This is a genomic window from Azonexus sp., assembly GCF_036170495.1.
Taxonomy (GTDB): Bacteria; Pseudomonadota; Gammaproteobacteria; order Burkholderiales; family Rhodocyclaceae; genus Azonexus.
In genome coordinates this window covers 16,404-34,561 of record NZ_JAVHPH010000391.1, presented here as the reverse complement: position 1 = coordinate 34,561, position 18,158 = coordinate 16,404, and the positions used below count along the sequence as shown (strand labels likewise).

The 18,158-nt window shown below is 59.6% G+C and carries 17 protein-coding genes; 1 reads left to right on the top strand and 16 read right to left on the bottom strand.

Translation table 11 applies throughout. The features are described 5' to 3' along the window. Positions 1–176 precede the first annotated feature (176 nt). From ADADOO_RS14360 to ADADOO_RS14340, 5 genes are all read right to left on the bottom strand, one after another. On the bottom strand, positions 177–530 hold the full coding sequence (locus ADADOO_RS14360; RefSeq protein WP_511278189.1) for a phenol hydroxylase subunit P4: 354 nt from the start codon (positions 528–530) through the stop codon (positions 177–179). A gap of 16 nt (positions 531–546) precedes the next feature. After that, complete coding sequence (locus ADADOO_RS14355) at positions 547–2,067, bottom strand: aromatic/alkene/methane monooxygenase hydroxylase/oxygenase subunit alpha (RefSeq protein WP_511278188.1); 1,521 nt, start codon at positions 2,065–2,067, stop codon at positions 547–549. Positions 2,068–2,086: 19 nt separating this feature from the next. Next, positions 2,087–2,356: an MmoB/DmpM family protein gene (locus ADADOO_RS14350; RefSeq protein ID WP_511278187.1), complete on the bottom strand. Its 270-nt coding sequence runs from the start codon at positions 2,354–2,356 to the stop codon at positions 2,087–2,089. A gap of 9 nt (positions 2,357–2,365) precedes the next feature. Continuing rightward, positions 2,366–3,358, bottom strand: a complete 993-nt coding sequence (locus ADADOO_RS14345; protein WP_511278186.1) for an aromatic/alkene monooxygenase hydroxylase subunit beta — start codon at positions 3,356–3,358, stop codon at positions 2,366–2,368. 77 nt (positions 3,359–3,435) lie between these two features. Next, complete coding sequence (locus ADADOO_RS14340) at positions 3,436–4,365, bottom strand: catechol 2,3-dioxygenase (RefSeq protein ID WP_511278185.1); 930 nt, start codon at positions 4,363–4,365, stop codon at positions 3,436–3,438. Between the two features lie 333 nt (positions 4,366–4,698). Between ADADOO_RS14340 and ADADOO_RS14335 the strand changes: the two genes are divergently transcribed. Next, positions 4,699–5,595, top strand: a complete 897-nt coding sequence (locus ADADOO_RS14335) for a LysR family transcriptional regulator (RefSeq protein ID WP_511278184.1) — start codon at positions 4,699–4,701, stop codon at positions 5,593–5,595. A 151-nt stretch (positions 5,596–5,746) separates the two neighbouring features. Here the strand turns inward: ADADOO_RS14335 and ADADOO_RS14330 are convergent, their stop codons facing one another. The 11 genes from ADADOO_RS14330 to ADADOO_RS14280 all read right to left on the bottom strand — a co-directional run bounded on the left by ADADOO_RS14330 (position 5,747) and on the right by ADADOO_RS14280 (position 18,148). Then, positions 5,747–7,060, bottom strand: coding sequence for a DUF1329 domain-containing protein (locus ADADOO_RS14330; RefSeq protein WP_511278183.1), 1,314 nt, complete (start codon positions 7,058–7,060; stop codon positions 5,747–5,749). Positions 7,061–7,081: 21 nt separating this feature from the next. After that, the gene (locus ADADOO_RS14325; protein WP_511278182.1) at positions 7,082–9,055 is read right to left on the bottom strand and encodes a DUF1302 family protein; all 1,974 of its coding nucleotides are present in this window, start codon (positions 9,053–9,055) and stop codon (positions 7,082–7,084) included. A gap of 67 nt (positions 9,056–9,122) precedes the next feature. After that, on the bottom strand, positions 9,123–11,513 hold the full coding sequence (locus ADADOO_RS14320) for an efflux RND transporter permease subunit (RefSeq protein ID WP_511278181.1): 2,391 nt from the start codon (positions 11,511–11,513) through the stop codon (positions 9,123–9,125). 20 nt (positions 11,514–11,533) lie between these two features. Next, positions 11,534–12,499, bottom strand: coding sequence for a WD40/YVTN/BNR-like repeat-containing protein (locus ADADOO_RS14315; RefSeq protein ID WP_511278180.1), 966 nt, complete (start codon positions 12,497–12,499; stop codon positions 11,534–11,536). Between the two features lie 247 nt (positions 12,500–12,746). After that, complete coding sequence (gene thmT, locus ADADOO_RS14310) at positions 12,747–12,938, bottom strand: 2-hydroxymuconate tautomerase (RefSeq protein WP_226404599.1); 192 nt, start codon at positions 12,936–12,938, stop codon at positions 12,747–12,749. 9 nt (positions 12,939–12,947) lie between these two features. Then, positions 12,948–13,736 carry a 2-oxo-3-hexenedioate decarboxylase gene (gene dmpH, locus ADADOO_RS14305; RefSeq protein ID WP_511278179.1) on the bottom strand — a complete coding sequence of 263 codons (789 nt, stop codon included), beginning with the start codon at positions 13,734–13,736 and terminating at the stop codon, positions 12,948–12,950. Beyond that, complete coding sequence (gene dmpG, locus ADADOO_RS14300; RefSeq protein WP_511278178.1) at positions 13,733–14,764, bottom strand: 4-hydroxy-2-oxovalerate aldolase; 1,032 nt, start codon at positions 14,762–14,764, stop codon at positions 13,733–13,735. Before dmpG ends, dmpH begins: the two co-directional genes overlap by 4 nt. 16 nt (positions 14,765–14,780) lie before the next feature. After that, positions 14,781–15,695, bottom strand: a complete 915-nt coding sequence (locus ADADOO_RS14295) for an acetaldehyde dehydrogenase (acetylating) (RefSeq protein ID WP_511278177.1) — start codon at positions 15,693–15,695, stop codon at positions 14,781–14,783. A 24-nt stretch (positions 15,696–15,719) separates the two neighbouring features. Then, positions 15,720–16,514, bottom strand: coding sequence for an SDR family NAD(P)-dependent oxidoreductase (locus tag ADADOO_RS14290; RefSeq protein WP_511278176.1), 795 nt, complete (start codon positions 16,512–16,514; stop codon positions 15,720–15,722). 14 nt (positions 16,515–16,528) lie between these two features. After that, a complete protein-coding gene (gene dmpE, locus ADADOO_RS14285; RefSeq protein WP_511278175.1) occupies positions 16,529–17,311 on the bottom strand; it encodes a 2-oxopent-4-enoate hydratase in 783 nt (260 codons plus the stop codon). 12 nt (positions 17,312–17,323) lie between these two features. Continuing rightward, positions 17,324–18,148 (bottom strand): alpha/beta fold hydrolase, encoded by an 825-nt coding sequence (locus ADADOO_RS14280; protein ID WP_511278174.1) that lies wholly within the window; start codon positions 18,146–18,148, stop codon positions 17,324–17,326. Between the last annotated feature and the right edge of the window lie 10 nt (positions 18,149–18,158).

Below are 18,158 nucleotides of genomic sequence, written 5' to 3'. Positions count from 1 at the left end.
GGGGGCAGTCGGCTGGCGTTGTCTGAGCCGCAGGCGAGTTTAGCCAGCCGCCCGGACCGCCGAGTAGCGCAAGGAACCCGAAGGGCGCCGACCTTGGGGTCGCCTTCTTTTTGGCTACTTTTTCTTGGCGAAGCAAGAAAAAGTACGCCCGCCAGCAAGGCGGAACCCCCTGCAAATTACGCGGCCAGCAATGAATTCATCCCCGGCGTGCTGAACCGCAATTGCTCCTTATGAACAATCCCGTTCGCCGCCAGACTGGCCCCAAAATCCGGCGTCCACGAACGCCCGGCTTTCTGCCATGCCACCTGCCGCAAATCCACCACCGCCGCATCCGGATCAGGCCCGATGAGCGGCTTGACGACGTTTTCCAGCAGGTCGCCGAAGCTCATCCCCGGCTCGACGACGAGCATCAACGGCGTAGCGAACAGCATGTGATGATCCCAGCAAACATAAACAATCTGCTTGCCGTTGAAGTTTTTGACGAGGTCGCGCGGTACGCCGACGTAGGGCTTGGTTGAGGTCAATGCCATTTATCTCTCCCGATATTCACTGATTGCTCGTCGCCTGCTGGCGCCAGGCTGCGAAATTGCGCTCGTCCTCGGAACCGTCGAAGTCGCCGTTGTCCTTGCCGGGTATCAGGCTGACCCAGTTCATCCACGCCCCCAGATCGCCGTTGATCGGCGCCTGGAAAAGCTGCTGCATGGGCAGCCACGCCTGGATGTATTTTTCCGGCTCGTTCTCGAAAATGTGCTGGCAACCGTCCGAACAGAAGTGGTACTTCTCGCCCTTGTATTCGGTTTCGCGTTGGCACAGCGAGGTCGGATCGTCCGGTTCGGTGAACACGGTCGGGATCTGGCAGGTCTGGCACAGCTTGGCCAGGCCCATGTTGGCGAACGGCGTGCCGGCGGCCTTGAGTTTGCTCAGGTGAGCCCAGCGCGGACGGTAGTACTTGTCGAAGGTATCGGGATACTTCTTCGACAGCCATTCCATTTCGTCCTCGGACGGAATCCAGCTGTGGAAGGCCGTGCCGAAGTTGTATTGATACAGCGCCAGCATGAACTGGTGCGACATGTGATCGATGCCCTTTTCGGCGTCGTCCCAGCCCTTGGGCGGACGAATGCCGTAGCGCGCCAGATCGCGGAACAGGGCGCCACCGTTCTCGACGCCGTAGATGTTCCACGCCTCGCGCCAGGACATGACGCGCTTCGGCAGCATGTAGTCCATCATCGTGCCGACCACGCCGAGCAGGCGGAAGCCGCGCCAGAACCACTTGTCGATCCAGCCCTGGACAATCGGCAGATTGGCCGGGTCCTGCTCGAGCATGAACTTGATGCACTCGAGGCCCAGCGTCATGTGCCGCGCTTCGTCGGACTGGGCAGAGAAACCGAAGGTCACCGTCGCCATGTCGCCGTTGTAGGCGGCACCGGACATGAAGGGCACGAAGAGCAGGTTGGTCAGCACGTATTCGAAGCTGAAGCCGATGGCGATCATGAATTCGAACGGCCCGGACGACAGCGCGTCGTCGAAAAAGGAGCGCGGCAGCGTGCAGTACCACATGCGGTCGCGGGCGTCGGCGAAGGCGTGGAAGCCGTTGTAGAACTTGTTGTAGTTCGACAGCGCGTGAATCTGTGTCTGGGCGTGGCGAATCTCGTCGATCGACTGCATCTGGCAGGCGACCTGCGTGCCGACGCCGGGAAACTCCCGGCCCATGCGGGCAAAGCCCTTGCCGGCGGCGTATTCGCCCGGGCTGATGGCCTGCAGGAAAATCTTCAGGGCGCTCAGGTAGCGGGCATCTGTAATGTTCAGGTGGCCGTTGTTCTGGGCGTGGGCGTCGATGATCGCGTAGAACTTGCGCTCCTTCTCGGCCTGGTATTTCCAGTACGAATCCATGGTCAGGCGGAAGGGGTCTTCCCACTTGTCCCAATCGTGAATCTTGATGCCTTCGTACTGGACGTAGGGGAACACCTCTTCCGTGGTGTGATAGGTCGTGTCCCAGCCGAGGTCACGGGTCAGTAGCTTGTATTTTTCCTTCAGGCTGAGTTTCTTCTTGGCAACTTGCATGTCCATTTCGGTCTCCTTCTAGTTCTCAGGCATTCCAGCGCAGGGTGAAGCTGTCTTCGTCCTCGTCGACATTGCCGGAGAGGGTAATCAGGTTGATCTGCAGTTCCTGCAGGTCGTAAGCGCGGCCGATGTGTTCCTCGATGGTTTCGCGACGGATGGTCATCGATCCGGGAACGTCGATCTTGACCATGGCCGGTTGGCGATCGACGATGGCCGTCGGGTTGTCTTGCACGATGGCGTCGATGATCGGACGCGTGTCTTCGTTGGCTTGCAGGGCAATGAATACGGTCGACATGGTTTTTCCTCAGATGTCCACGCCAATTTTCTTCAGGCGCGCCTTGAAGGCGGCGACTTCTTCGCCGACCACCTCCTCGGCATCCGCCCCCAGCGCTTTGCGGACCACCGGCAGCATGGCGGCAGCGGCGCGGGTGCTCCACTTTTCCGTCCATTCCTGCAGGATGGCGCGGTTGTGCTCCGACTCGGCGGCGGCCACTTTCATGACGGCATCGACCCACTTGCGGGTTTCATCGAACCAGTCGTTCATGAACTGGCAGAGCATGGCCACGGCCGATGCGCCCTGAGACGACAGATAGCCATCGACGATGCGCTCATAGACCAGCGGATAAAGCAGCCCGTCGAGCGCCACGTTCTGGGCGACGAACAGCTCGAAGGGATCGCGCACGACGAGGCAATCCTCGATGTAGCGGCGCATCGGTTGCCAGGCTTCATCGTCCAGCCAGGCCGTCTTGCCCTCGGTCAGCGCCTCCTGATCGCCGAGCAACAGGCCGAGGCGCGACAGGTACTGGGCGATCCCCAGGTTGTCCATGGCGTGGAACATGCACGCCTGGGTAAAGATGGCGGCGTAGCCATAGCCCGAGATGAAGGAATTGTTCATGTTGGCGCCCCAGGCGGCATGGCGCAGCGGCACCAGCGTTTCGAGGGCGATGCGCTTGAGGTCTTCCGGCAACATGTCGGCCAGACCGCGGCTTTCGACAAAGCTGAAATTGGCCTCCGCCGTTTCCTGCTGACGGGCGCGGGCCAGCGTGTAGTTGTTGTAAAAGTACTGACGCGGATCCTTCAGCGCATACCAGTCGGCCATGACGATTTTGGTAATCGAGGCATCGTAGATGAGCTGATCGGGGTCCCAGGTCGGCCGGTAGTGCAGGTTTTCGGTCGCCTGGATGTCGTAGCTGCCTTCCTGGTAGCGCGAGGCCGGCTTGTCGCCGAAGCGGCGCGCCAGGTGATCGAAGGTATTGCGCTGTTGCTTGATGCTGACGGTACGCAGATCGATTTGCATTCGTCCTGTCTCCTTTTGGAATTATTTGATGCGACCGCCGCCCCCGGCGGCAGTCATCCCGCTTGGTGCCGGCGAGCTCAGCTGACGACGGTCAGGAAAGTCTCGTGCAGCTTGCGCTGCGGGTAATCGAGCCCCTGCCCGAAGTTGTCGAAAGTCCAGGTCATCGGCTCGTAGTCGGGGTACGGCAGATGGCCGCCGAAGAAGGTTTCGAAACGGTTGCCGGACGGGTCCCAGGCGTAAATGGTGCAGCCACGGGTGACGCCGTGGCGGGTCGGGCCAATATCGACGGGCACGGCATTCATCGACATGATGTCGCCGCCGCGCAGGACCTGCTCCCAGCTCTCCATCAGGAAGGAGCAGTGGTGCAGCTTGCCGGGCTCGGGGTATTCGGCAAAGGCGATGTCATGCACCTTTTGGCCGCAGGACAACCAGATCGCGGCGTTGCCATTGCCATCCGGCGTCAGGACGCGTTCGACCAGGTAGAAACCGAGGACTTCAGTAAAAATCTTCTGCACTTCGGCGACATTCGGGCCGTAGAGCAGGCAGTGATCGAGGCGCGTCGGCGCGATGCCGTTGTCGCGCGCCTTGCTCCACGGCGCCGGATTAACCAGCGGAATGCCATTGCCGATCTTGGACTTTTCGGCATACAGCTCGATGACGTGCCCGGAAGGCAACGTGAAGCGAACGCGCTCGCCGGTTTCCAGCATCTCGCCGGCCGGAATCCGCTCGGTCTTGAGGCCGTACGCCTGCAGGTCGGCATCGAGCTTGTCGAGCGTCGCCTTGTCGAGCACGCGGAAACCGAAGAAATCGAGGCCGGCCCGATCAGCCTGACGAATCACGTAACTGTTGTGGTCGCGCTCGTCCCAGCATTTGAAATAGACGCGCCCTTGAGCATCGCGGCCAGTTTCGACCAAGCCCAGCACGTCGCGATAAAAAGTGACTGCCTCTTCAAGATCCAGCACCCGAACCTGGGCATGTCCCGGGCGAAGTACGCCTGTCATTGCCATAACCTTGTCTCCTCTTTTTCGTTAATGACTTGAAAAACTGCTTGCGTCGAGAAGCTAATCGCAGGATGCATGCCAAATTGGCAACATCTTGTTTTCATTCACCAATCGGAAATTGATTCATTTAACCGAAATTAGATTGAGCATTCCTGATCAAGCTTATTTCACGAAATAAATAAATTTATCAATCGGCTAGGTAAGCGATCACCTCGTCGCTAAGAGCAGATTAGGAAGCCTGAGCTATACTTTCCAATACCGTATTTGGCGCTACGTCATACCTTTTTTGAAAGCACCCATCCGCGCGTTGCTACGGTCAACGCCATTTAGGAAGCAAAAATGGACCTTCGTCACCTCAAATATTTCATCGCTGTCGCCGACGAACTCAACATCGGCCGTGCCGCTCTGCGCCTGTGCATATCGCAGCCACCGCTGACCCGGCAGATCCAGCAACTGGAGGAAGAACTCGGCGTTCAGCTATTCATCCGTACGCCGCGCGGGGTGGAGCTGACGCAGGCCGGGGAAATGTTTTACGAGGAAGCCAGCAACATCCGCGCCCTCGTCGAACAGGCCATCGAACGCACCAAGCGGGCCGGGCAAGGCAAGCTCGGGCGGCTCGACATCGGCATCTTCGGGACGGGCATCCTGGGCACCATTCCCAAGCTGCTGCAGCTGTTCAAGGACACCAACCCGGACGTCGTCGTCTCGCTCCACACCCTTTCCAAGTCGGAACAGATCGAGGCGCTGCGCCAGCGCCGCATCACCATCGGCTTCAACCGCATGCTCGTCCCGCTGCCCGACATCACAACCGAACTGATCATGCGCGAACCGCTCTACCTGGTGATTAACGAAGACCACCCGCTGGCCAAGCACGAATCAGTACCCTTCATGGAAGTCGCGAAGTATCCGCTGGTCCTTTTCCCGTCGGGCGCCCGGCCCAACTTCGTCGACCGCATCGTCCAGCTTTGCGGAAACATGGGGGTCACGCCGCAGATTTCCCAGGTCGTTGGCGATGCGGTGACCGGCATGGCGCTGGTCGCCGGCGGTTTCGGCATCACCATCGTGCCCAAATCAGCCACCACCATCAGCCTGCCCGGCGTCGTTTGCCGACCGTTCCGCGATGCGATCTCCGCCACGGTGGATCTCAGCTGCATTTACCGCACCGACGATCACTCGCCGATCCTGCAGGCCTTTTTGGCCAGCGTGCAAAAGTTCCGGGAAGCCCCCAGCAACTAAATTTCAGCGTCCCACGGTCAACCGTAAAAATTGATCAAAATTGAAATCCGGGGCAAAAAAAGGGGGGCCAAAAGGCCCCCCGAATGAGGGAGAAAGGGGTTTCTACAGAGAAACCCTCGCCCGCAGAGACAATGCAATCTTTACCGCGCGATCAATCCCCGCCACGCAGGTTCTGAACCTGGAAGAGCCCCGGAGGCGCCTTCTTCGGATCGACCTGGCCCTTGAACTGGGCGGTCGTGCAGTGCTTGGCTTGGACGTCGACCATGATCACGCCATCGTCGATACCGATGCCTGAGCCCTTGTTGACCGGCAGATGGTGGTCAGGATGCGACTTGCCGACGCTGAAGGCCTTCCACAGTTCGCCCTTGCGGTCGTAAATGTCGATGGCACCATTCAGGTTCTGCAACTGGGCATCCATGTAGAAGGTGCGCTTGCTGATCGGGTGGTTCGGATTGACCGGCGCCGCTTCCAGCACATAGACCTTGCGCAACTGCCAGGTGCCGTCCGGGAAGCAGCCGCCCTGCCCGGCGTAGTTCACGAACTTGAAGCCATCGGCTTCCTTGAACTCGTCGGAAAGCTTGAGTTCGTTGTGGTTCCACATCGGCAGCAGCATGTTCTTGGTGCCCTTGTAGGTCCACTTCATATCCGAAACGCGGCCGTTGTAGCCTTCGAAGTCTTCGATCATCAGATCGGAGCCGAGGAAGGAGTCGGTCACCTGGCCCTGGGCCAGACGGCGCACGCGACGCTGGAAGCCCAGATACAGGTAGGCGTCGTCCAGCTTGCTGTCGTCTTCGAAACGTTGGATCAGCAACTGGGTGTTCTTCAAATCCTGCGGCTCGTTGGCCTTGACGTAGATGGCGCGGTACAGACCGGACGGATTCGGCGTGAATTCCGGAATCGGCGCATCCTTGGTCCGGTGCATGAAGTTCAGGAAATGGAAATCGTACTTGATGGTCTTCTCGATCTGCCCTGACGTCATGTTGCGGTAACGCCAGTAGAACGGCGAAATGACCGCGCCGTCGCCCCAGTTCACACCGTACTTGTAGTTCCAGGCCAGCTTCTCGCCAGCCCTCGGATCCTTCGCATCCGGCTCCTCCGGGAACGGGCGGCCAGCCACATAACCCGTCAGATTCTCACCGGCCTTCGAGCCCAGCTTGGTCTTGTTCAGATTGGCCTTGGTCGCGTTGATGTAGCTGCTGTTGATCATGAACTGCGTGGTGGGCCCCACTTTCATTTCAAAGGCGCCATCCTTGAGCAGCTTGTACAGACCGACCGACAGGACATCCTTGAACTGGTCAGCATTGGCCTTGGTAATCACCGTACCCGGCGTCACGCCCGGTGCGCTGGGCATGCCGGCCTTGTAGGGATTAAAGGTATTTTCGACATCGGCTTCCGTCGCAGCAAAGGCCGAGCCGACCAAACCTGCCGCCACCATGGGCAACAGGGAAATCATGGCTTTTTTCATGTGGTTGTCTCCGGATTTAAGTTAGAACTTGTAGTTAACACGAACGAAAATGTCGTTTTCCTTGAACGCGGCGCCGATCGGGCCAGCGCGGAAGCGGCCGAGGGGTTCCATGCCGCCGAGACCACGCGAATACGAGGTAAACGGATCGGCATCACCGTTAGGCGCGGTATAAGGCGCAAACGGATTACAGGCACGGCAATCATCGAAATTCCAGCGAGTGCGCCCTTCAGCCAGCTTGTAGTTGGCACCGAATGTCACCTTCAGGTCGTTCGTGACGTTCCATTCCACCTGCGGAGCAACCGCGGTCGCCCGTGCCTGGAAGTCATGCGCGAAGATGATTTGTGGGCTGAGCGTGCCATTACGTAGAAAGCCCTTGATCAGCAAAGTACCGATGAAGTTGTCTTCCCAATCCGGCATGCCAACAGGTCCCAGAGAACCCTGCTTCCATTCGTGATCAAAAATGTGCTGGTAGAACAACTGCCCCGAAATCAGGGTTGCCGCTGTTTCGCTAATGAACGGGATGAAAGTTGGGCGATCAATACCGATCACACTGCGGAATACATTGTTCTTCGAGTACAGCTCCTCGCGTGCTGTATTGGAAAACTCTTCCCCATCGGTAAAGGCCGCCTCGAAACGCACAGCCGCTCCTGCCGCAGGCAGTTGGAAGTCCATCGAGCCACCAATCAGGTTAACCCGCGGAAATTCCATGTCGAAAGAAATCAGGTAAGGCCAGGCATTCTGATACGCCCCAGTGAAAGAGTTTGTTGCCCGCTTACCACCATGCAGGGACGGCAACTGGGAGCGATAGGTCAATGCGTTCAGCGAGAAGGACAAGCCATCTGCCGTCACGCCCTCATATTTCGCCCCTAATTGAGTATTCGACAGCGACCAGGCGGGGAGATGAACATCCTTGATACCGATCTGGCCTGGGCCGAAATTGGTTGCAAGCAAGGTGCCTGGCGCAACGTTGGCAAAGTTGGCCACCGTGCCGCCGTTATCCCAGAGATTGGCCATACCACGGAAAAAACAACCGGCATCCAGAATCACGTTCGGCGTGCCGCACTGACCCAGATTATTGGCGCGGAACTGATCGACGTTCCAGACGATCTGGAAGTTGCGATCCTGCATTGTTTCGCTCGCCCCCATGCGGTATTCCGCCTGAGCGATCCACATCGGAATGCGGATGTCGGACAGTTCGTCGTAAATATTGTTGCGTGAATAGTCGACCGGGTTAATGACGTCCAAAACGCGGAAGAGGTCAGTACGGCCCCAAACAACCTGCTGCTTGCCCAGCTTCAGGAATAACCCCTTGCCGTCACCCAGATCGAATGTCTTCTTGACATACAGTTCTCGAATGAAATCCAGTCGATTATTAAATTCTGGCGCCTCCAGTTCCGATAGCGTCTTGTCGCCATAACCGCCAAAGTCACGGCAGCCACGACTATCAACATCGCATGGGCGAACCGGAACGCCAAAAGCAACGCCGCCATCAATGCCGTGCCAGCGATCACCGAGAACCCGCATTCCCTCATTCGGATTATTTGCTCCATAGGTATCAATAAAAGCATTGCCGGCCGCCCCCGGATAACCCAGGCCAGCGACTAGAGAGTAAGTCACTGGTCCGGTACCCCAAGGCGTCGTCAAATAGCCACCAGGCGTCGTCGACTGCATGTTGATCGGCCCACCCGCATCCTTGCCGTACTCGCTACTGTTCATGCGATAAACGCCATCCCAGCTACCGCGCAGAATGCTATGCACACCCCAGCCATTCCCGAATTTCTTGTCCGCCTCGAGCTGCATGGTATTGCGGAACTTGGCCAGACCCACATGCTCGCGATGTGCGGTGTGGTTCTCGTAGGTGACATCGACCTGCCAAGGCGAAGAATCTTCGCCCATGGACGGCAGATCGTCGCCCCATGCCTGCGTCGCGAAAGAAGCGGAGAGCGCAGCCGCGATGAGCGTCAGGCGCCTTCCCGTATTCAGTTTTGTCTCCATGGATCAAACCCCCAATGGTTTTGTTAAAAAGAGAAAGTTGCTGTTCCCCCGGTCTTCCGGAGTGTTGTTAGTCGTTTTCCAGAACACCGTCTTCGTCGTAATGCACCAAGGTCACAAACTTCGGTTTGAAGACGACGCACCAGGACGGCACGATCAGCACGGCGGCGATCGCGTTGACGATGAGCATGAAAGAAAGAAGGATCGCGGCGTCCGACTGGAAGCGCAGATCGGACATGAAGATCCACATCACGACGCCGGCGATCAGCGTGACGGCCGTAAAGCTCACGGCGTAGCCGGTGGTGGCGACAGCGGTAATGACCGCCTTCTTCATGTCGCGCATCACGGCATACTCTTCGCGGATGCGGTCCATGAAGTACACGGCGTAGTCGATGCCGACGCCAACACCGACGGCAATGACCGGCACGGTATTGACGCTGATCCCGATGTTTAGCGCGCCCATGTAGGCGTAGGTCATCAGGGTCGAGAACAGCATCGGCAGAACCATCAGCCAACCGGCGTGCAGCGAGCTGTAGTAGATCATCACGATGAAGAAGGCGAGCAGCATGACGGCCGGAATGATGATCATGTGGTCGGTATGCAAGGCCTGATTGCCAGCCGCCGTGACGCCGATGATGCCGCCCCCGAGTTCGATGTGCAGGCCGGGCACCTCGGCTTCGATCTTCTTGATGCCTTCCTCGGCCAGCGCGACGATGCGGTTGATCGTTTCGGCCTGGTGGTCCTTGTAGTAGAAGACCATGTTGGCTTCGTTTTCGTCGGAAGTGACGAACTCCTTCAAGGCACCGGGAATCGGGCTGGAGGCCATGTAGGCGAACATCAGCCCGCCGATTTCGTCGGCCGTATCGGGCAACTGCATCCAGCGCGGGTCGTCGTTGTGGGTCAGCTTATTGACCACGCGCAGCACGCCCGGCATGGCTTTGGTGCCGCCCAGCCCCGGATCGGACAGCATGTGCGCCTGGAAACGCTCGATGGCCGCCATGACGTCGGGACGCTTGATGCCGCCCTTCTCGTCCGTACGGGCCGCGACATGCAGTTCCTCGGAACCCGGAAAGCGCGTGTTAATGGCTTTGGTCGACACGTTGTAGTCGTGACTCAGATGGAGCAGTGGCGAGCCCGGTTCGGACTCACCGAGCTGCACCTTGCTCACAAAGTACATACCGCCGATCGCACCGATCAGGGTCAGGATCAGGATCGAGCGGGCACCGCCGTCAGTACCGCCGGTCATCGCCATGGCCTTGCCGAGGAAGGCGCGGATGCCTTGGTTGCCGTTCTGGTGGTTCTTTGGCGCGGGCAGGATGGTCAGCGCCAGCGGGACCATAAAGTGCACCGTGAAGATCACCGAAAAGCCCCAAAACCCGGCAGCCATACCGAGTTTATGATTGAACGGCGCGGCACCCAGCATGAGCACCGCAATCCCAACCGCATCGACGATGATGGCCAGTGATCCGGGGCGGAACAGGGCATCCAGCGCGTTGCGGGCGGCCTTCTTGCCGTCATGGACGACAGCCAGTTCCTCGTAGTAGCGCACCACCAGCTGCACGCCATGCGACGTGGCACGGGCAGCGATCAGGAAGGGAATCGGCAAGGAGAGCGGCTCAAGGTTGATGCCCATCGCCGCCATGAAGCCGAGGCCCCAAATGGAGGACAAGGCAATACCGAGTAGCGGCAGCGCGACGCCATAAAACCGACGAAAGTAGAGAATCAACAGCGCAGACAGCAGGAGCAGCGTCCACATCATGATCTCGACAATCTGGTTGAGGTAGGTATAGACCCAGCCGGTCAACACCGGATTACCCGTCACATAGATCTGATGCCCGGGCCGGGCCAGCGTCTCGCGGACCTTCTGCAAGGCGGCGAAGGTGGTCGGATAGTCGATGGAGCCCTCGTTCATCTGGGCCTTGATCAGCGCCGCCTTCATATCTGGCGAGACAAGCAGGCCGTAGATGGTCGGGTTGGCGATGACGTCGTTTCTGAGCTGCTCCAACTCGGCCACGGTGCGCTTCGGCTTGAGCGGATCGTAGTAGGACTCGGAGGCAAAGCCGCCCTGATCGTCGAGAAAAACCTTGCGTGCCGTGCGGTGCGTCAGGCTGCTGACGAGGTTGTGGTTGACGCTCGGCAGGTTATCGACGCCTTGCGTCGCTTCGTGAATGAGTTTCAGGGTTTCGTCGTTGAAGATGGTCCCCTTGTCGACCTCGACCGACATGACGATCATGTTGGCGCCGCCGAAATTCTCTTTCAGGCGGTTGTAGACCTTGATATAGCTATGGTTCTGCGGCAGCAGATCAGCAAAGTCGGTGAAAACGCGCAGGCTGGGCAGGGCAGTGCCGAACAGGCAGGTCACCAGAAGGACCAGCGACAGGACGATCTTCGGATTGCGGAAAATCCATTCCTCTCCCTTGTGCAGGGCATGGGTAATGGCGTGGCGGGCTTTTGCAACCATGGTGTTGATGTCTCCGTGGCTTATTGTTTGGCGTGCGTGCTGACAGCACGGAGCAGCCCACCCGGGCCGCCGATCACGATGGCCGATTGGCCCGGCAGGGAAGCGCCACCGCCCAGAAAGACCGGCACGGGGTCGGTGTACGGCACAGCGCGCCAGCTATCGCCTTCGAGGCGGGCAATAACACCGCTGGCACCGACGCCGTAAGGAACGCCTTCGTGCATGAACAGCCGATTAAGCGTGGCCTGCGTCGTATTGGCCTGCTTGGTCCACGATTTGCCACCGTCGTTGGTGTGCAGCATCTGCCCGGCCAGACCGCTGACCCAGCCTTCGTTGCCATTGGCGAACAGCGCAGCATAGGGATAGAACTCGCCCGGCATTTTCGGGCCTTTTTTCCAGTTGACCCCGCCATCCTCAGTCATCACCGTCAGGCCGAATTCGCCGAGGGCGATGCCACTTTTCTCGTCGAGAAACTGGATGGTCGTAATCTGCGTGTCTTCGCCCAGATCGGTGGTTTTCCAGGTCTTGCCCTGGTCGGTGCTGCCGGCAATGACCGCATTGACGCCGACGACCCACCAGCCGCCCTGCTTGTCGCAAGTGACCGCCAATGGCGTACGTGGCATGTCGAGAGGAACCGACTTCCAGTTCTTGCCGTCGGCATCGGCCGACCACACCTTGTGGTAGTGGTCGATGGCGACGAAGCCCTGATCACCGCAGACGGTCACGTCGACCAGCGAGGTGTTGCCCAAGGCCGTCCGTTTCCAGCTTTTGCCCTGATCTTCAGAGGTCAGGACGACACCGCTTTGGGTACCGACCACGACCACTTTGCCATTGCTGGCCATCGCCTGACTGATGTCGTAACGATGCACCGAACGCTCGCGTTCAGCCGCAATTCCAGACATGTCCGGGCCTTGCGAGCAGGCGGTCAGCGCACCGCACGCAACGGTGGCAGCGAATGGCAACCACGATATTTTTTTCACCCAGTCCATCTATTCCTCCAGTTTTCCGTGCCTTTTTGGTGGCACTTTTTTCAATCGTTTTTCGTTGCAACAGCCATTTAAATTTCGGCTCTTTCAGACTATGCATTGCTCAAACCAATACCGTCCAATACCAATTAACACGACGTTAAATACTGTAAAGGTATGGATATTCCCGCATTGAAAAACCGGCTTACCAATGTTCCTGAAGATGCTTTTTCGGTGCGGGAAAGCCTTTCCCGCACCGAAAAAGCAGTTTTCAGCGCCCGAGGTCCTTGGCGGTCTTGCCGCCGATTCCCCATTGCGCCTTGGGCACGTCGTGAATCCAGACACGGACGTTCTCGATCGGTGCGCCGAGCGCTTCGACCAGGGCAGCGCTGACCTTTTCGATAACCGCCCTCTTCTGCTCTTCGGTGCGTCCTTCGATCAAATAGATTTGTGCGAATGGCATGGTGTCTCCTTAAACGAAACGGCAGCTGACGCGACCCAGTGACTGGATACGCAGATTGACGTGATCGCCAGCCTTGACAGCAACGGCCTCAGTCACGCCACCGGACAGGATCATCGTGCCGGCCGGAATTTCCTCGCCACGCGCCCCGAGATGGTTGGCCAGCATGGCAATGGCTGCCGCGGGGTGGCCGAGAACGGCAGCACCGGCACCGATGGCAACGGGTTCGCCGTTCTTTTCCATGACCACGCCCAGGGTGCGCAGATCGAGACCGGCGACTGGCGTCATCTGTCCACCGACGACAAAGCGCGATGAGGAGCAGTTGTCGGCGATGACACTCTTCAGGTCGAACTTGAAATCGCGGTAACGCGAATCGATGATCTCGATGCCCGGCATGATGAAATCGGTCGCCGCCAGCACGGCGCCAATGTGGCAGCCGGGGCCTTTCAGGGACTTTTTCAGGACGAAGACGATTTCCGGCTCGACCTTCGGGTGGATCAGTTGATCGATCTTGATTTCGCCGCCATCCGCCACGCTAAAGGTGTCGACCAGGAAGCCGAAACACGGAGTTTCGACGCCCATCTGCTTCATCTTGGCGTGCGAGGTCAGGCCGGCCTTCAGGCCGACGACCTTGTTGCCGCGGGCCAGCTTGCGCCGCAGGATTTCGTTCTGGATGGCGTAGGCATCGTCCCAATCCATTTCCGGATGGGCATCGGTAATCTTGACGACGTCATGCGCCTGCAGTTCGGCGTTTTCGAGCAGTTCGGCCAGTTGGCCGATGGTTTGCTGGTTCAGTTTCATGCCATCAGTCCTCGTGCGCGTGCCATGCTCATGGCGGTGTCTTCAATCATGTCTTCCTGTCCGCCAACCATGCCGCGACGGCCCAGCTCGACCAGGATGTCGCGCGCCGGTACGCCGTACTTCACCGAGGCACGCTTGGCGAAGAGCAGGAAGGAGCCATAGACGCCGGCATAACCGAGCGTCAGTGCATCGCGGTCGATGCGGATCGGGAAGTCCATCATCGGCACGACAAGGTCTTCGGCGACGTCGGTGATCTTGGCGACATCAACCCCGGTTTCGATGCCCATCAGGCTGCACACGGCGATCAGCACTTCCATCGGTGTATTGCCGGCGCCGGCACCGAGGCCTGCGGCAGCGGCATCGACGCGGTTGGCACCGACTTCGATGGCGGCGATCGAGTTGGCGACGCCCATCGCCAGGTTGTGGTGGCCGTGGAAACCGAGTTCGGTTTCTGGTTTCAGGGCTTGTCTGACTGCAGCGAGGCGTTCCTTGACGCCTTCCGGCAGCAGGTGACCGGCCGAATCGGTGACGTAGATGCAGTTGGCGCCGTAGCCTTCCATGAGTTTGGCTTGCTTGACCAGACCTTCGGCACTGTTCATGTGAGCCATCATGAGGAAGCCGACAGTGTCCATGTCGAGCTTGCGGGCCATGGTGATGTGCTGCTCGGAGACGTCGGCTTCGGTGCAGTGGGTGGCGACACGGATGGTATTAACACCGAGGTCACGGGCCATCTTGAGGTGATCGACGGTACCGATGCCGGGCAGCAGCAGGGCCGAGACCTTGGCGTTCTTCATCCTGGGGATGACGGCGCCGAGGTATTCCTCGTCGGTGTGGGCCGGGAAGCCGTAGTTGACCGAGGAACCACCGAGGCCGTCGCCGTGGGTGACTTCGATCAGGGGCACGCCGGCTTCGTCGAGGCCGGTGGCGATGCTGACCATCTGGTCGAGAGTCATCAGGTGACGCTTGGGATGCATACCATCCCGCAGGGTCATGTCGTGGACGGTTACTTTTTTGCCGCGTAGGGTCATTGTTTTCTCCAGTTCCTTAGGCAACTACGGGCTCAAGCTTGAGCGTGCCCTTGATCATTTCTTCGGCGAACATTTCGGCGGTGCGCGCACCGGCGGCGGTCATGATGTCGAGATTGCCGGCGTAGGTCGGCAGGAAGTCGCCGAGGCCGGTGACTTCCATGTAGACGGAGACGCGGTTGCCGTCGAAGACCGGGCCGTTGACCAGGCGGTAGCCCGGGACGTACTTCTGGACTTCCTTGATCATGGCGTGGATGGACTCAGTGATCGCGGCCTGGTCCGGAGCGGTTTCGGTCAGGCAATGCACCGTGTCGCGCATGACGAGCGGCGGTTCGGCCGGGTTGATGATGATGATGGCCTTGCCCTTCTTGGCGCCGCCGACTTTTTCGACGGCACCGGCGGTGGTCCGGGTGAATTCATCGATGTTCTTGCGGGTGCCGGGGCCGGCGCTCTTCGAAGAAACGGTGGCGACGATTTCGCCGTAGGCGACCGGCTGGACGCGGGAGACGGCAGCGACCATGGGGATGGTGGCCTGGCCACCGCAGGTGACCATGTTGACGTTCATTTCACGGCGACCGACGTGTTCCTTGAGGTTGACCGGCGGAACGCAGAACGGCCCGATGGCGGCCGGCGTCAGGTCGATCATGAGAACGCCCAGCGCGTTGAGCTTGCGCGAGTTCTCGGCGTGGACGTAGGCCGAGGTGGCGTCGAAGGCGATCTGTACATTGTCTTCGAGGACGTGCGGGAGGAAACCGTCGACACCGGTGGCGCAGGTCTTCAGACCCATTTCGGCGGCACGCTTGAGGCCTTCGGATTCCGGGTCGATGCCGATCATCCAGACGGGGTCAAGGTAGGGGCTGCGCTTGAGTTTGTAGAGCAGGTCGGTCCCGATGTTGCCCGGGCCGATCAGGGCGCATTTGATTTTTTGGGTCATCAATATTTCCTTATTGATCGTGGTTCAGCAAATGGTGGAAACGATCCCGCCTTCGACGCGCAGCGCGGCCCCCGTCGTCGCAGCAGCGCGTGCGCTGCAGACGTAGGCGACCAGCGCAGCCACTTCGGCCGGATCGATCATGCGTTTGATAATTGAGGTCGGACGGCCCTCGGCGAAGAAGCGGCGCTCCATTTCATCAAGGCCGATGCCTGCCTCGGCGGCCAGCTTGGCGAAGAACTCACCGACACCTTCGGAGCGGGTCGGACCGGGCAGTACGGCGTTAACCGTGACGCCCGTTCCGGCGCAGCTCTGGGCAAGACCGCGCGATACGGCCAATTGGGCCGACTTGGTCATGCCGTAATGCACCATCTCGCCCGGCGTGTTGATACCGGATTCGCTGGAGATGAAAACGATGCGCCCCCAGTTGGACGCCTTCATCGCCGGCAGGTAATGGCGGGCCAGACGAACGCCGCTCATCACATTGACGTCGAAGAAGCGTTGCCATTCGCTGTCGGGGATGGCGTCGAACGGCACCGGATCGAAGATGCCGAGGTTGTTGACCAGAATGTCGGCCTGCGGGCAGGCAGCGAACAGAACCTGGCAACCTTCCGCGGTGGACAAATCAACCGCCACACCCTGCACATCGACGCCGGCAACCAGCGAACGCAGCCGGGCAAGCGCCGCATCGACACTTTTCTGGCTGCGGCCGTTGATCACCACCTTCGCACCTTCGCGCGCCAGCTCCGTAGCAATGGCAAAGCCGATTCCTACGGTCGACCCGGAAATCAGGGCAATTTTGGAATGTATCTGGAGGTCCATTTCGCGCGATCTGCTTAGACGAAACGAACCGAGCAGCCGCCGAGACCGCCGATGGTCATGCGCAGGTTGTCGCCCTTGACCACCGGGACCATGGCGCCCATCGCGCCGGACAGCACGATGTCGCCAGCCTTGAGGGCGATGCCGAGCTTGCCCAGCGTATTGGCCAGCCAGACCATGGCGTTGACCGGGTGACCCATGGTCGCGGCGCCGGCGCCAGTGACGACGATTTCGCCGTTCTTTTCGAGAACCATGCCGCACAGGCCGAGGTCGATGTTGCTGATATCGACGAGTTGGTCGCCGAGCACGAAGACGCCGCAGGAAGCGTTGTCGGCAACGGTGTCCTGGATCTTGATTTTCCAGTCGGTGATGCGCGAATCAACGATTTCGAAGCAGGCCATGACGCCTTCCGTGGCGGCCAGGACATCGGCGGCGGTAACGCCCGGACCTTGCAGATCATTCTTGAGCAGGAAGGCGATTTCACCTTCGGCCTTGGGCTGGATCAGCGAGCTCATCTCGATGGATTCGCCTTCGTTGTAGACCATGCCACCGAGCAGGTAGCCGAAGTCGGGCTGATGGACGCCGAGCAGGTTCATGACCGGCTTGCTGGTGACGCCGATCTTCTTGCCGATGACCTTCTCGCCATTTTCCAGCCGGCGCGACAGCATGCGTTGCTGGATGTAGTAGGCATCCTCGACAGTGATGTCGAAGCCGCGCGAGGTCAGTGGGCTGACCGTCTTGCCGGCGACCAGGGCGTCGTAAAGTTCGTCGCCGAGGTCGTTGATTTGCGATTGTTCCATGATGTTTTCTCTTTATTCGGCCAGGAAATTGCTGACCAGCTGGTTGAATTCGCGGTTGTGTTCGATCTGCACCCAGTGTCCGCAACGCCCGAAAACGTGCAGCTGCGAGTCGTCGATCCAGCGATTTAGGGTCAGGGAGTTGCTCAGCGGAATGACCAGGTCGTCGCGGCCGTGGATGACCAGCGTCTTGTGCTTGATCGCCCGGATGTCGGCTTCGGCACAGGCCATGGCATCGACCCAACGCTGACGCGGGGCCGGGAACATGGCCGAAAAGGATTCCTGAAAGCCGGGCCGGATGCTGGCCTGATAGCGCAACTCGGCCAGCTCATCGGTGACCAGACTGCGGTCATAGGCAAAGATGTCGAGCAGGCCGCGCATTGCCGCCAGCGACGGCTCGTAGCCCCACACCGCATCGAGTTCCGACGTGATTTCAAACGGCACGCCAACGCTGCCCATCAACACCAGCCGACGCACACGCTGCGGATGACGGACGGCCAGCGCCAACGCAATGGCGCCACCGAAGGAATTGCCGATCAGGTCGGTCTGTTCGATACCCAGTGCGTCAAGAAGACCAATGGCGTGATCGACCCAACCATCGGTGCTGTACTCAATGCCGGCCGGCCGCTCGGTGTAGCCAAAACCAACCATGTCCGGTGCAATCGCCCGACAGGTCTTGGCCAGTTCCGGCAAGACCAGACGCCAGTTGGCCCACGCCGTCACCCCCGGCCCGGAACCATGGATGAGCAACACCGGCGCCCCGCTACCGACATCGTGGTAGTTGGTCTCGATGCCGCCCGCCAGGATGCGGCGGCCGATTTCGGGAGAGTTCGCCGACATGCCCGCTTCG

What these genes read in the sequence shown, in the direction of transcription:
- ADADOO_RS14360 (WP_511278189.1), bottom strand. Translation starts at nt 530, where the DNA reads ATGGCATTGACCTCAACCAAGCCCTACGTCGGCGTACCGCGCGACCTC.
- ADADOO_RS14355 (WP_511278188.1), bottom strand. Translation starts at nt 2,067, where the DNA reads ATGGACATGCAAGTTGCCAAGAAGAAACTCAGCCTGAAGGAAAAATAC.
- ADADOO_RS14350 (WP_511278187.1), bottom strand. Translation starts at nt 2,356, where the DNA reads ATGTCGACCGTATTCATTGCCCTGCAAGCCAACGAAGACACGCGTCCG.
- ADADOO_RS14345 (WP_511278186.1), bottom strand. Translation starts at nt 3,358, where the DNA reads ATGCAAATCGATCTGCGTACCGTCAGCATCAAGCAACAGCGCAATACC.
- ADADOO_RS14340 (WP_511278185.1), bottom strand. Translation starts at nt 4,365, where the DNA reads ATGGCAATGACAGGCGTACTTCGCCCGGGACATGCCCAGGTTCGGGTG.
- ADADOO_RS14335 (WP_511278184.1), top strand. Translation starts at nt 4,699, where the DNA reads ATGGACCTTCGTCACCTCAAATATTTCATCGCTGTCGCCGACGAACTC.
- ADADOO_RS14330 (WP_511278183.1), bottom strand. Translation starts at nt 7,060, where the DNA reads ATGAAAAAAGCCATGATTTCCCTGTTGCCCATGGTGGCGGCAGGTTTG.
- ADADOO_RS14325 (WP_511278182.1), bottom strand. Translation starts at nt 9,055, where the DNA reads ATGGAGACAAAACTGAATACGGGAAGGCGCCTGACGCTCATCGCGGCT.
- ADADOO_RS14320 (WP_511278181.1), bottom strand. Translation starts at nt 11,513, where the DNA reads ATGGTTGCAAAAGCCCGCCACGCCATTACCCATGCCCTGCACAAGGGA.
- ADADOO_RS14315 (WP_511278180.1), bottom strand. Translation starts at nt 12,499, where the DNA reads ATGGACTGGGTGAAAAAAATATCGTGGTTGCCATTCGCTGCCACCGTT.
- thmT (WP_226404599.1), bottom strand. Translation starts at nt 12,938, where the DNA reads ATGCCATTCGCACAAATCTATTTGATCGAAGGACGCACCGAAGAGCAG.
- dmpH (WP_511278179.1), bottom strand. Translation starts at nt 13,736, where the DNA reads ATGAAACTGAACCAGCAAACCATCGGCCAACTGGCCGAACTGCTCGAA.
- dmpG (WP_511278178.1), bottom strand. Translation starts at nt 14,764, where the DNA reads ATGACCCTACGCGGCAAAAAAGTAACCGTCCACGACATGACCCTGCGG.
- ADADOO_RS14295 (WP_511278177.1), bottom strand. Translation starts at nt 15,695, where the DNA reads ATGACCCAAAAAATCAAATGCGCCCTGATCGGCCCGGGCAACATCGGG.
- ADADOO_RS14290 (WP_511278176.1), bottom strand. Translation starts at nt 16,514, where the DNA reads ATGGACCTCCAGATACATTCCAAAATTGCCCTGATTTCCGGGTCGACC.
- dmpE (WP_511278175.1), bottom strand. Translation starts at nt 17,311, where the DNA reads ATGGAACAATCGCAAATCAACGACCTCGGCGACGAACTTTACGACGCC.
- ADADOO_RS14280 (WP_511278174.1), bottom strand. Translation starts at nt 18,148, where the DNA reads ATGTCGGCGAACTCTCCCGAAATCGGCCGCCGCATCCTGGCGGGCGGC.